This window comes from Haemophilus paracuniculus, assembly GCF_002015115.1.
Lineage (GTDB): Bacteria > Pseudomonadota > Gammaproteobacteria > Enterobacterales > Pasteurellaceae > Haemophilus_E > Haemophilus_E paracuniculus.
This window is the reverse complement of the sequence record NZ_MUYA01000007.1, coordinates 145254-158700: the sequence shown is the minus strand read 5'-3', so window position 1 is coordinate 158700 and position 13447 is coordinate 145254. Positions and strand designations below refer to the sequence as shown.

13 protein-coding genes are annotated in these 13447 nt (G+C 47.2%); 6 read left to right on the top strand and 7 right to left on the bottom strand.

The features are described from left to right. Window position 1: 1 nt before the first annotated feature. The 7 genes from purN to purE form a co-directional block, all read right to left on the bottom strand. Window positions 2-586 carry a phosphoribosylglycinamide formyltransferase gene (purN, locus tag B0187_RS05730; RefSeq protein ID WP_078236904.1) on the bottom strand — a complete coding sequence of 195 codons (585 nt, stop codon included), beginning with the start codon at window positions 584-586 and terminating at the stop codon, window positions 2-4. Beyond that, entirely contained in the window at window positions 583-1635 is a 1053-nt protein-coding gene (purM, locus tag B0187_RS05725) for a phosphoribosylformylglycinamidine cyclo-ligase (protein ID WP_078236903.1), read from the bottom strand. Before purM ends, purN begins: the two co-directional genes overlap by 4 nt. A 2-nt stretch (window positions 1636-1637) precedes the next feature. Further along, on the bottom strand, window positions 1638-3095 hold the full coding sequence (gene purF, locus B0187_RS05720) for an amidophosphoribosyltransferase (RefSeq protein ID WP_078236902.1): 1458 nt from the start codon (window positions 3093-3095) through the stop codon (window positions 1638-1640). Then, a complete protein-coding gene (purC, locus tag B0187_RS05715) occupies window positions 3088-3789 on the bottom strand; it encodes a phosphoribosylaminoimidazolesuccinocarboxamide synthase (protein WP_078236901.1) in 702 nt (233 codons plus the stop codon). The genes purF and purC overlap by 8 nt, the downstream gene beginning before the upstream one ends. After that, on the bottom strand, window positions 3789-7463 hold the full coding sequence (locus tag B0187_RS05710; protein ID WP_078236900.1) for a phosphoribosylformylglycinamidine synthase: 3675 nt from the start codon (window positions 7461-7463) through the stop codon (window positions 3789-3791). Before B0187_RS05710 ends, purC begins: the two co-directional genes overlap by 1 nt. A 160-nt stretch (window positions 7464-7623) precedes the next feature. Then, a complete protein-coding gene (purK, locus tag B0187_RS05705; RefSeq protein WP_211272710.1) occupies window positions 7624-8745 on the bottom strand; it encodes a 5-(carboxyamino)imidazole ribonucleotide synthase in 1122 nt (373 codons plus the stop codon). Next, window positions 8726-9217, bottom strand: coding sequence for a 5-(carboxyamino)imidazole ribonucleotide mutase (gene purE / locus B0187_RS05700; protein WP_078236899.1), 492 nt, complete (start codon window positions 9215-9217; stop codon window positions 8726-8728). The genes purK and purE overlap by 20 nt, the downstream gene beginning before the upstream one ends. Before the next feature lie 279 nt (window positions 9218-9496). Here purE and B0187_RS05695 point away from each other — a divergent pair, with 279 nt between their 5' ends. The 6 genes from B0187_RS05695 (at window position 9497) to B0187_RS05670 (ending at window position 13319) form a co-directional block, all read left to right on the top strand. Further along, window positions 9497-9931: a type II toxin-antitoxin system RatA family toxin gene (locus B0187_RS05695; protein WP_078236898.1), complete on the top strand. Its 435-nt coding sequence runs from the start codon at window positions 9497-9499 to the stop codon at window positions 9929-9931. After that, a complete protein-coding gene (locus B0187_RS05690; protein WP_078236897.1) occupies window positions 9921-10220 on the top strand; it encodes an RnfH family protein in 300 nt (99 codons plus the stop codon). Before B0187_RS05695 ends, B0187_RS05690 begins: the two co-directional genes overlap by 11 nt. 84 nt (window positions 10221-10304) lie before the next feature. Continuing rightward, window positions 10305-10787, top strand: a complete 483-nt coding sequence (gene smpB, locus B0187_RS05685; RefSeq protein ID WP_211272712.1) for an SsrA-binding protein SmpB — start codon at window positions 10305-10307, stop codon at window positions 10785-10787. 46 nt (window positions 10788-10833) lie between these two features. Next, entirely contained in the window at window positions 10834-12138 is a 1305-nt protein-coding gene (gene serS, locus B0187_RS05680; protein ID WP_078236895.1) for a serine--tRNA ligase, read from the top strand. Window positions 12139-12267: 129 nt separating this feature from the next. Next, window positions 12268-12909, top strand: a complete 642-nt coding sequence (locus B0187_RS05675) for a glutathione S-transferase N-terminal domain-containing protein (protein WP_078236894.1) — start codon at window positions 12268-12270, stop codon at window positions 12907-12909. Next, entirely contained in the window at window positions 12909-13319 is a 411-nt protein-coding gene (locus tag B0187_RS05670) for a ClpXP protease specificity-enhancing factor (protein WP_078236893.1), read from the top strand. Before B0187_RS05675 ends, B0187_RS05670 begins: the two co-directional genes overlap by 1 nt. The last annotated feature ends 128 nt before the right edge of the window (window positions 13320-13447 follow it).

Below are 13447 nucleotides of genomic sequence, written 5' to 3'. Positions count from 1 at the left end.
GTTATTCCTTTTCAAATTGGGTTAAAAATGCCTCAATCGCTTGCGGATAAAGGCGATGTTCCACTTGATGAATCCGCTCGGCGAGGCTGTCGAGGCTATCTTCGGGCAGCACTGGCACCCGTTCTTGCAACAGAATTTTGCCCGTGTCCACCCCTTCATCAACCAAATGCACCGTGACGCCCGTTTGCGAAACGCCTGCGTTGAACGCATCTAAAATGCCCTGTTTCCCTGGGAATTCAGGCAGAAAAGCAGGGTGGATATTAAGCATTTTGCCCTCGTAGGCGGCAAGTAGGGTTTCGCCCACGATTTTCATATAGCCTGCCAAAATCACGCAATCGACCTGATGATCTCGCAAAATCTGCACGATTTGCTGTTCATAAGCCACTTTTGAACCGCTGGCTTTGAGGCTCACATAAAAACTTGGCACGCCAGCTTGTTTGGCTCGTTCTTGCACGAACGCCTCTTTGCGGTCGTAAATCAAGCAGACGATCTCACCGCTGATCCTGCCGTCTTGGGTGGCTTGCTGAATGGCGGAAAAGTTTGAGCCGTTGCCACTTGCCATTACCGCAAGGCGGAAAGGTTTCATAGTACAACCTCATTGCCTGTTAAAGCGGTCAGATTCTCTGATTTTTTTACCACTTCGCCGATCACGCTGGCGGTCGTGCCAAATTGGGCGAGGGTAGCGAGGGTTTGCTCTACATTTTCAGGTTTCACTGCCACCACCATTCCCACGCCGAGGTTGAATGTGCCGAGCATTTCCGCTTGTGAGAAGTTGCCGAGTTTTTGCATTAGCGAGAAAATCGGTAACACTTCCCAGCTACCCATTTGGATTTTAGCAGTCAGATCTTCGCTGAACATACGCGGGATATTTTCGATAAAGCCACCCCCTGTAATGTGTGCCACGCCATTGACTAATTTCTGTTTGTGCAGGGCGAGGATCTCTTTCACATAAATGCGAGTTGGGGTCAGCAATTCTTCGCCGAGGGTTTTGCCGTTGAGCTCAGGGAATTGGTGATCGTAGCCAAATTGATTATCTTTGAAGAATAATTTACGCACCAGCGAGTAGCCGTTTGAGTGGATACCGCTAGACGCTAAACCGATCAACACATCGCCAGCCTGTACTTGGTTTGGCTGTAACATTTCGTCTTTTTCGACCACGCCCACGGTAAAGCCTGCGAGGTCAAAATCTTCGGGGGCGTACATATCGGGCATTTCCGCCGTTTCGCCACCGATTAACGCCGTGCCTGCCAGTTCGCAACCTTTCGCCACGCCAGCCACGATCTGTTCCACCACTTCGGGTTTGTTTTTGCCGACCGCCACATAATCGAGGAAGTAGAGCGGATCTGCCCCGACCGTTACCACATCGTTTACGCACATTGCCACGCAGTCGATCCCGATGGTGTCAAATTTTTGCTGTTGAATGGCGAGTAGTAATTTGGTGCCAACCCCGTCCGTGCCAGAGACCAAAATTGGGTGTTTGTAGTTGAGGCTACCGAGGTCGAATAAGCCACCGAAGCCACCTAATCCGCCTAGCACGCCAAAGCGGTGAGTTTTGGCGACGTGTTTTTTGATACGTTCTACGGTTTCGTAACCAGCGTGCACGTCCACGCCAGCTTGTTTATATGCGTATGACATTGTTATTCCTTGTTTGATCGATGTTGTAAAAAGGCTTTTTGGATTGGGGTAAGCTCACGGTAGAACTCATCTTCGTAGTCATAAAGACCGGCACAATAGTCGCCGTTAAAGCAATCCATACATAAACCGCCGTAAGGCTGATCGGTGTCTAAGCCCACTGCATCAATTAAGCCCTGTTCGCTTAAATAGCCGAGGGAATCCGCCCCTAAGTATTCGCAGATTTCCTCAATGGTTTTGTTGGCAGCGATTAACTCGCCAGAGCGAGAAATATCAATGCCGTAATAGCTTGGGAAGATCAGCGGTGGGGCAGCGATTCGAACGTGAACCTCTTTCGCCCCTGCTTCTTTCAGCAAGCGGACGATGCGTTGGCTGGTTGTGCCTCGCACAATCGAGTCGTCCACCATTACCACCGATTTACCTTTGACGATACTACGCACCGCCGAGAGCTTCATTCGCACCCCTTGCTCACGCAATTCTTGGGTGGGTTGAATAAAGGTGCGAGCGATATATTGGTTTTTGATTAAGCCCATTTCGTAAGGCAAACCGCTTTCTTCCGCATAGCCTGTCGCTGCCGAAAGAGAAGAATTTGGTACGCCGATCACAATATCCGCATTCGGGGTTGGATATTCACGGGCGAGGATTCTGCCCGAACGTTTGCGTGCGGCGTGGACATTCACTTCGGCAATATCGGAATCAGGGCGAGCGAAATAAACGTATTCCATTGCCGCAATCGCTTCACGTTCCACTTGGGTGTAAGGCTCGATCCGCATTCCTTCGTTGTTGATAATCACTAATTCGCCTGCTTTGATATTGCAGACAAATTCTGCCCCAACCGCATCAATCGCACAGGTTTCACTGCCGAGAACGTAAGCCCCGTTTTGCATTTTGCCGACCGCTAATTGGCGTAAGCCGTTTGGATCGACCGCACCGTACAGAGTGTCTTTGGTTAAAAGCAGGTAAGTGAAACCGCCTTTAATGGTGCGTAAACTCTCTTTCAGTTGTTCCTCAAAGGTTGGTTTTTGGCTATGGCGGATCAGGTGGATCAGCACTTCCGTATCAGACGAGGAATAGAACACCGCCCCTTTTTGTTCAAGGGATTTGCGTAGGGTACGGCTGTTAATCAAGTTACCGTTATGGCACATCGCCACGTCTAAATCGTGGAAGCGGTATAAAAACGGCTGGGTATTGCGAACGCTGCTGCTGCCCGAAGTGGCATAGCGAACGTGTCCGATCCCCGCGTGTCCTTTGAGGCGTTCGAGTTTCTGTTTATCACGGAACACTTCCGCCAACAAGCCGAGATCACGGTGTCCTCGCATTGTGTCGTGATCGGCAACCACGATCCCAGCGGCTTCTTGTCCACGGTGCTGTAAGCTATGCAAACCGTAGTAAACCACTTGGTTGGCTTCGGCGTGATTCCACACCCCGAAAACGCCACATTCCTCATTTAAACTTTTATACATTCTCTAATCTCCGTAACACTTCACGGTAAGCGTCCATTACGCCGCCCAAATCACGGCGGAAGCGGTCTTTATCCAGTTTTTCCTGCGTGCCAACTTCCCATAAACGGCAAGTGTCAGGCGAGATTTCATCGGCAAGAATGATTTCGCCGTCTTTGGTTTTACCGAACTCAATTTTGAAATCGACAAGGGTTAAATTCGCTTTCAAGAACAAGGCTTTGAGTAACTCATTGATTTTTAACGCCTGTTGCTTGATGTCCTCTAATTCACTTTCGCTCACAATGCCGAGTGCCACGGCGTGATCGTTGTTGATCAGCGGATCGTTCAACGCATCGTTTTTGTAGCTCAATTCAAACACAGGTTTGGCAAGCACGCGACCTTCTTCAATGCCGTATTTAGTCGCCATTGAACCTGCCACGATGTTGCGGATAATCACTTCAAGGGGAACGATTTGAACGTGTTGGCAAATCTGATCGGTGTCGTTCACTTTCTTGATAAAGTGGGTTTTCACGCCGTTTTTGGCGAGATAGTCGAAGATCAGCGAGGTAATGCTATTGTTTAGCACGCCTTTTTGCTCAAATTCTTCTTTTTTCACGCCATTGAATGCGGTGGCACTATTTTTGTAATGCACATAGATTTGGTTTGGATCTTCACATTCAAACAGTTGTTTGGCTTTGCCTTCATAGAGCAGTTTCATTAGTTCACCTCGTTGTGTTGGAAATATGCCACGCCATTTTTGAAAATGTCTTGGCGATCAGAAATTGTGTGGGTTTTGTAAAGCCCCGTGCCGTAGCGTTCGCTATGTCCCATTTTGCCGAGGATCAAGCCGTTTTCGCTGATTAAGCCCTCAATCGCATAATGTGAGCCGTTCGGGTTGAATTTACCGTGTTCGCTGGCGTTGCCGTCAAAGTCGCAGTATTGGAAAGCGGTCAGATGTTTGAATTTTTCCACATCTACGCCCACTAATTTGCCCTCGCCGTGGCTGAAAATCACTTCGTGGATTTGGTTAAGCTCAAAGCCTTGTGTCCACGGCGAATTGGTGTTCGCCACACGGGTGCGAGCGGTGGTCGAAATATGACGGTGGCTGTCGTTGTGATAGAGGGTCAAATCGTTGTCGTCCAAATCACGGATCTCACCATACGGCAACAAGCCCGATTTGATTAAGGCTTGGAAGCCGTTACAAATACCTAAAATCAGTTTTTGCTGAGCGAGGTGCTGATGAATTGCCTGTTTCACTTTGGCATTTTTCAGCACGTTCACAATAAATTTGGCACTGCCGTCTGGCTCATCGCCACTGGAAAAACCACCGGGGAACATAATGATGTGGGCGGTTTCAATCGCTTGCACCAATTCATCAATCGATTGTTCAATATCACCCTCACGCTTATTGCGGATCAGCACGGTTTGAGTGCTTGCCCCCACATCACGGAACGCTTTTTCGCTGTCGTATTCGCAGTTTGTGCCTGGGAAAACTGGGATCACCACTTTCACATTTTCGACAAATTCAGGGTAGTAGCGTTTGGTTTTCCCTTGGGCGGCAAGGTTTTCGCAGTTGCCTTTATTCGTGTTTTGATAAAGCGGGTAGATTGCCTCGAAAGTTTGCAAATAGGCATTTTCGATCTCGCCACGGGTAAAGTTTTCGCCGTTGATTTGGAATCTGTCGCTCACTTCGCCGATTAACTCAAACGGCAAGTCGCCAGTGGCTTCTAACACAAGGGAAGCAGGGGCGAAATCAAGGGCGTTTTCGCTTTGAATGGTAAAGCCTAAATCGGTGCCGATTGCCATTTTGACGAGGGAAGCCGCCAAACTCGCTTGCTCTAAAACATAGACGGAAACCACCGCTTGCTGTTTGATAAGCTGATGAATTTGTTCGTAATTCGCCACGGTTTTCGCCACATCTGGGTAGCCACGTTCATCTTTGACGACTGGCACGAAGTAGAGTTTGTTGCCTGCTTTTTTCAGCTCTGGGGTAATCACATCGGCGATTTTGACAGGGGTACAAGCGAAAGAAATTAAGGTTTCCACCACATTTAAATCGTTGAATGTGCCGGACATACTATCTTTTCCGCCGATACTCGGGCAACCGATTGCTTTTTGAGCGTAAATCGAGCCGAGTAGGGCTTGGGTAACTTTGCCCCATTTGTGCGGATCTTTACCTAATTTCTCAAAATATTCTTGGAATGAAAAATAGAGGCTCTCTTTATTTCCGCCCACCGCATAGACTTTGGCGAGGGATTCCAACACCGCATAAATTGAGGAAAGGAACGGCGAGTAGTGCGAAATCGCAGGGATAAAGCCGTAGGTTAAGATCGTGGCGGTGTCGCTCGTTGAGTAAAGGGTTGGCAAGGCTTGCACGCTGGCTTGCACAGGGGTTAATTGGTGTTTGCCGGCAAACGGCATTAACACAGTGGTCGCCCCGATACTGCTATCAAATTGTTGTGCCATACCTTTTTGACAAGCCACGTTGAGGCTGGCTAATTCTGCTAAGAGTGCCGATTTGCTAAATGGTTTTGGTTGGAATGGATTTGCGGCAGCGTTATCGACTAACACCGCATTAGCGTGCTGGCGAACGCCGCTGGTGGCTAAGAAATCGGCACCCATATCCACCACTTTTTCGCCGAAGTAGAACATCTCTAATCGTCTGCGGTCGGTAATGGTCGCAACGTGGGCGTATTCGATATTCTCTTTGATACATTCTGCCACGAATTGATCGTAATCTTTCGGATCGATCACCACTGCCATACGCTCTTGGGATTCGCTGGTGGCGAGTTCGGTGGCGTTTAAACCTTGATATTTAACTTGCACTTTGTCCAAGTGGATCTCAATCCCCTCGGCAAGTTCGCCAATCGCAACACATACACCGCCTGCCCCGAAATCGTTACATTTTTTGATTAAACGAGTCACGGCAGGGTTGCGGAACAGGCGTTGCAGTTTGCGTTCTTCAATCGGGTTGCCTTTTTGCACTTGGCTGGACGCCGTTTCGAGGGAATCGTTGGTATGCACCACGCTTGAACCGCTTGCCCCTTGAATGCCGTCTCGCCCCGTGCGACCGCCAATTAAAATCACAATGTCACCGCTTGCAGGGCTTTCACGTTTGAAATCGCCGACTTTCACTGCCCCGACAACCGCCCCCACTTCCATATGTTTTGCCACATAGGAATCATCGTAAAGCTCTTTCACATAGGTGGTCGCCAGTCCGATTTGATTGCCGTACGAGGAATTGCCCTTTGCCGTGCCGGTGGAAATCTCCACTTGCGGTAATTTGTGGGCGAGGGTGTCCTCTCGTTTTTGCAGAATGTTGCCACTGCCCGACACTCGCATTGCTTGATAGACATAACTTCTGCCCGACAGCGGATCACGAATTGCACCGCCGATACAGGTACTCGCGCCGCCAAACGGCTCAATTTCGCTCGGGTGGTTGTGGGTTTCGTTTTTAAATTGAATCAGCCACTGCTCGGGCTTGCCGTTGTTTTCAATGGTGGTAAAGAACGAACAGGCGTTGATTTCTTCGCTCACTTCAATGGTGCTATCTTGCAACACATTGCGATGATATTTGCCGACCACGCTCGCCATATCCATTAGCGTAATCGGTTTTTCGCTGTTTAGCCCTTGGCGGAAGGCGAGGTAATCCTCAAAGGCGGATTGCATTTCTTGGCGGAACAGGGCGGATTGGATCTCAATGCTGTCTAGCACCGTTTCAAAAGTGGTGTGACGGCAGTGATCGCTCCAATAGCAGTCGAGGACGTAAATTTCCGTTTCAGTCGGATCACGCTGCTCGCTACGGAAGTATTGTTGAATAAACTGCATATCTTCAAGGGGCATTGCCAACGACATTTCCGCTTTTAAAGCGGTCAGTTCCGCCTCAGAAAATGCGTTAAAGCCCGTTAAATCTTTGAGCGGTTTTGGGGTGGAATCCATTGAAAACGCAAGGCTTTGCATATCTTTTTCACGGGCTTCAATCGGATTCACCAGATATTGCGACACTTTTGCCAGTTGCTCGGCGGTCAAGGCTTTATCGAACACGATCACTTTACCCGAACGAACTACCGCTTGGGATTGGGTATCCAACAAGCGGATCGATTGCATCGCACTATCGGCACGTTGATCGTATTGAGCTGGCAAGGTTTCATAAGCGAAGTATTTGCCCTCAACCAAATCAAGGTTCTCAAACACCTCATCAACCATTACCTCAGAAAATACTGAGGTTTTAGCTTGCTGATAGGTTTGCTCGCTGATTTGGTAAATATCATAAATGATATAGCTATCAAGCTGATTCAAACCGAGTTGATAGGCTTGATTTAACCCTTGGCGTAACCCCTCGCTCTCTTGACGATAGTCCGCTTTTTTTCTGACAAAGATACGTTTATTCATAGTTCCTCGTAAATGTTTACAAAAATCTGACCGCTTGTTTGCCCTCTTCGGTCTCGTTTTGCTCGACCACTTCCCCCGTTTACGGGGGAAGTGCCGCCATAGGCGGGGTAGGGGGCAAAAAATTAAAATAAAAAAGGTACAGAGACGCACCCTGTACCTGTTACCAAATCTGCGTTTGGGTAATCGCATTCAGGCTCGCTTCGATCTCACCTAAGATCGTGATATGCCCCATTTTGCGATTGTGTTTGCTTTCGTGCTTGCCGTAGTCGTGGAAATGCCACTGTGGCTGGCGTGCTTTTTCGGCGTAAACCGCTTGTTGATGTTGCCCTAACACGTTTACCATTACCACCGGCGAATTCAGGCGAATTTTCGGCATTGGCAAGTTCAACACCGCCGCAATCGCCGTATCAAATTGGGAAAAATTACAGGCTTCAATCGAATAATGCCCCGAATTGTGCGGACGAGGGGCGATTTCATTCACATACACCTCGTTTTCGGTCACGAAAAATTCCACGCCTAACATTCCCACTAAATTCAACGCATTGGCGATTTTCTCGGCACAGGCTTGCACTTTTTCGGCAAGACTTGGCGAAATGCGTGCTGGCACAATGGATAAATGCAGAATGTTGTTGAGATGAATATTTTCCGACACAGGGAAAATCGAGCAATCGCCGTTCAAATTCCGCCCGATCATTATCGACACTTCTTTTTCGAAATTGACCCACGCCTCTAAAACGCACTCTTGGCTTTCGGCGAGCTGGCGAGCTTTATCTAAATCCACCTCACTTTTTAGCACCACTTGCCCCTTGCCGTCATAACCGAAACGGGTGGTTTTCAACACCGCAGGGTAGCCGATTTTTTCAATCGCACTGGCTAAATCTTGCACGGATCGCACCGTTTGAAACGCCCCAACTGGGATATTTTGTTCCGTTAAAAAGGCTTTTTCAGCCAAGCGATTTTGGGAAACCTGCAAGGTGCGAATCCCTTGGGGAAAGAGGGTTGGGGAAAGGGTTTGGGCGATGGTGTCGCAATCGACATTTTCAAATTCGTAAGTAATCACATCGCACTGTTCAGCAAGTTGGCGTAAGGCTTGCGGCTCATCATAGCCTGCCACAATCTGTTGATCGCACACTTGCGAAGTGGGGCAATCGGCTTGCGGATCAAGCACAATCACACGGTAGCCTTGTCGCTTCGCCGATTGTGCCATCATCTTACCGAGCTGACCACCGCCGATAATGCCGATGGTGGTATTCAAAAAGGGATTATTCATAGAGTTGAACATCACTCGCTTGAGCTTGTTGAGAAATGGTTTGGCGGTAAGCGGTCAGTTTTTCGGCAAGATTTTCATCAAAGGCGGAAAGCAACTGCACCGCATATAACCCTGCGTTAATTGCCCCAGCCTTGCCGATCGCCATTGTCGCCACTGGCACGCCCCCCGGCATTTGTACGATTGAGAGCAACGAATCCATACCGTTCAAGGCTTTGGACTGCACTGGCACCCCGATTACAGGCAAAGTGGTTTTTGCCGCCACCATACCCGGTAAATGAGCCGCACCGCCAGCCCCAGCAATAATCGCCTTAAAGCCTCGTTCACGGGCGAGTTCAGCAAATTCAAACATTAAATCAGGGGTACGGTGAGCGGAAACAACCTGCTTGTGGTAGCTCACCCCGAATTGATCGAGTATCTCGCAAGCATTTTTCATCGTTTCCCAATCGGAACTACTGCCCATAATCACGGCAATTTGTGCGGTCATAACGGTTCTCAAATTGAACAAAAGAGGTGCGTACTATAACAAGCCTTTTACAAAAAAAAAAGCGATTTTTAAACGTAAAACGCAAGATTTTGCAAGGGTGGCAAACGGTTGCTTAAATTTTATAAAAATTGGTAAAGTTTAATAAAATGTATATAAACCAAGCGAGTAGATTTGAAAAAAATTTTTTAATCTACCCATTAGATTAAAACTGCATATTTGAAGTTTAGGATAGCGATAAGATTTGCTATACTTGCTCAAAATTTTATTTTGTTATTACTTATGCCAACCGTAAACCAATCCAGCCTTGTGCCGTATAGTGCCGAGCAGATGTATCGTTTAGTGAACGATTATGAACAATATCCGCAGTTTTTGTCGGGATGTGTGGGGGCGAGAACGTTGTCCCTCGGCGAAAATGCGTTGAGTGCCGAGTTAGATATTCAAAAATTGGGGATTCGCCAAACGTTCAGCACCCACAATAAAATGATTCCCAACCAAAAAATTGAAATGAATTTATTGAACGGCCCTTTTCGCCAGTTAAAAGGGGCGTGGACATTTGAGCCGTTTGACGAGCAGAGTTGCAAAATTTCCCTGTATTTGGAATTTGAATTTTCCAACCCGATGATTGGAATGGTGTTTGGGCAAATTTTCCAAGAACTGACCGCTAAAATGGTCAATGCCTTTAAACAGCGAGCGAAAGAGGTGTATGGTGTCTGAAAAATTAGTGGTTGAGGTGGTTTACGCTTACCCCGAGCGTTATTTTCTGCAAAAAGTGGAATTAGAACATTTAACCACCGTGCAGAATGTGATTTTGCAGTCGGGGGTGTTGGAAAAATTTACTGAAATTGATCTGCGAGAAAATAAAGTGGGGATTTTTAGTCGCCCTGCAAAATTGACGGATATGGTCGAAAATGGCGACCGCATTGAGATTTATCGCCCTTTGATCGCCGATCCGAAAGAGATCCGCCGTCAAAAAGCCCAACAACAGGCAAAAGCAAGCGGGTAGATTGTTAAAAATTTCGGTAATTATTTGTCGAGCAGGCGTGATTTAAGGTAAAATCACGCCTAATTTTTTATTGGATTGAACGGAATTATGGCAAAAAAACCAAAAGTTGCTTCAAACACGATTGCCCTCAACAAGCGTGCCAGACACGAGTATTTTATCGAGCAAGAGATTGAAGCAGGGCTGGAATTGCAAGGGTGGGAAGTGAAATCCTTGCGAGCTGGCAAGGCGAATATCGGCGATAGTTATGTGATGTTCCGCAACGGCGAAGCCTTTTTATTTGGCGGCACGATCACGCCGTTAAATATGGCTTCCACCCACATCGTTTGCGACCCCACTCGCACCCGTAAGTTATTGTTAAATAAGAAAGAATTAGACTCGCTCTACGGAAAAGTGAACCGTGATGGCTTTACTGTGGTGGCACTTTCCCTTTATTGGAAAAATGCGTGGGCGAAGGTCAAAATTGGGGTGGCGAAAGGGAAGAAATTGCACGATAAACGTGAAGACATCAAAGATCGTGAATGGAAAGTCGCCAAAGAACGGATTATGAAAAACGCCAACCGTGGCTAACAAGCGGTCGGTTATCTGAAAATTTTAGCTATTCAAAGGAATTACAATGATTGATCAAAATTTACTGCGAACCAATTTAGACGAAGTGGCTCACATTTTGCAAACCAAACGTGGGTTTAGCCTTGATGTTGAGCGTGTGAAAGCCCTTGAAGAACAACGTAAAAACTTGCAAGTGAAAAGCGAGAATTTACAGGCAGAACGCAATGCTCGCTCAAAAAATATCGGTGCGGCAAAAGCGAGGGGCGAGGATATTTCCGCTCTGCGAGAAGAAGTGAATTCAATGGGGGAAGAACTTGATATCGCCAAAGCGGAATTGGATAAAGTGCAAGGGGAAATCCGTGATTTGTTGCTTTCCGTGCCAAACTTGCCAGCGGACGAAGTGCCAATCGGCAAAGATGATAGTGAAAACCTTGAAATTTCACGTTGGGGCGAGCCACGTCAATTTGATTTTGAAGTGAAAGATCACGTTTCCCTTGGCGAGCAGTTGGACGGACTAGATTTCCCTGCGGGCGTAAAATTGGCGGGTAGCCGTTTTGTAGTGATGAAGGGCAAAATCGCTCGCTTGCACCGTGCTTTATCGCAATTTATGTTGGATCTGCACACCGAACAACACGGTTATGCGGAAACCTATGTGCCGTATCTGGTCAATCACGACACCCTTTTCGGTACAGGGCAGTTACCGAAATTCGGCGAAGATCTGTTCCACACCCAACCCTTAGCAGGTCAAGATCCGAACGTGGTGCAAAAGCCGTTTGCCCTCATTCCAACTGCCGAAGTGCCTGTTACTAACCTCGTGCGTGATGAAATTTTAGAGGAAGAAAATTTACCGCTCAAACTGACCGCTCACACCCCGTGTTTCCGTGCCGAAGCGGGTTCTTACGGGCGTGATACCCGTGGCTTGATCCGTATGCACCAGTTCGACAAAGTGGAAATGGTACAAATCGTTGCCCCTGAAAAATCAATGGAAGCCCTCGAAGAATTGACAGGCCACGCGGAAAAAGTGTTGCAATTACTCGGCTTGCCATACCGCAAAATGCTACTTTGCTCGGGCGATATGGGTTTCGGGGCGTGCAAAACCTACGATTTGGAAGTATGGTTGCCAGCTCAAAACACCTACCGTGAGATCTCTTCTTGCTCAAATATGTGGGATTTCCAAGCTCGCCGTATGCAAGCCCGTTGCCGTGCCAAAGGCGAGAAAAAACCTCGCCTCGTCCACACCCTCAACGGATCTGGTTTAGCGGTTGGACGCACTCTCGTTGCCGTCCTCGAAAACTACCAAAACACCGACGGTTCAATCACCGTGCCAGAAGTGTTAAGACCTTATATGGGCGGATTGGAAGTGATTGTTTGATTTTCCTCTAAATATGTAATTTGGATAAAAAGACCACTGATGTGGTCTTTTTTATTTGCGGTTTTGGGCTGTTATCTTTGGGTTGGAAATGGTATAATCCGCAGAATTTTTAATTTATCGGAGTAGAAAATGACGAGTGCAAGTAAGCGTGCAGGAATGACGTTATATTCAGAAAAAACAGATGTGTATAGCCACCAAGTGCGTATCGTGTTAGCCGAGAAGGGGATTCCGCACGATATTGAAAATATCCCACAAGGTACAATTTCAGAAGATTTATTGGAACATAATTCAAGAGGTTCAATTCCAACCCTTGTTGATCGTGAAGTTACCCTGTTTGATGCTCACATCATTATGGAATACCTTGACGAGCGTTTTCCACATCCGCCGTTGATGCCTGTCTATCCGATGCAACGGGGCAAATATCGTTTAACAATGCACACCATTAAAAATGATTGGTATTCGTTGATTGATATTGTGAATAAAGATCCCGAATCGAAAGAGGGTAAAAAAGCCCTTACTCAATTAACCTCGGATATTCTCGCCGTTGCCCCTGTTTTTGCGGCAAATACATTCTTTATGAGTGATGAATTTAGCTTAATTGACTGCTACGTTGCCCCATTATTATGGCGAATGACCAGCCTCGGCGTAGAGTTCCCTGGCAATGGTGGTAAGCAGATCAAAGCCTATATGAACCGTGTTTTCCAACGTGATTCATTTATGCAATCCGTTGGCGGTGCCGCCCCGAAACATTTAATGGACGATAAAGACTAATGAAACCGTTACGCCCTTACCTTTATCACGCCTACTATAACTGGATTATTGATAATGATTTGACCCCATATCTGTTGGTGGATACGGATTATCCCGATGTGGATGTGCCGATTGAATTTATTAAAGACGGCAAAATCATTCTTAATATCGCCCCTCGCTCAATTGGGCAGTATGTGGTCGATGATGAAGCCATTCGTTTTAGTGCGAGATTTCAAGGAATGTTGCGGGATCTCTACATTCCATTTGGTGCGGCAGTGGCGTTATACGCCCAAGAGAGTGGCGATGGCGTGATGTTCCAAGAAGAAGAGCATTATAGCGAAGAGAGCTATTTGGCTCGTCATCAGGCACAGGCTGAAACGAACGCAGGGCAGAGTAGTCCGAAAAAGAAATCACATTTGAAATTAGTTTAAGCGATCTTAAAAATTCGCTACAAACTGACCGCTTGTAGCGAACGCTATAAGCGGTTTTTGTTTTTTGCTGGCGAATTTGTAAAGATTGTCTACAATTTAACCGCTTGCACCGTGCAAGAATTGCTATT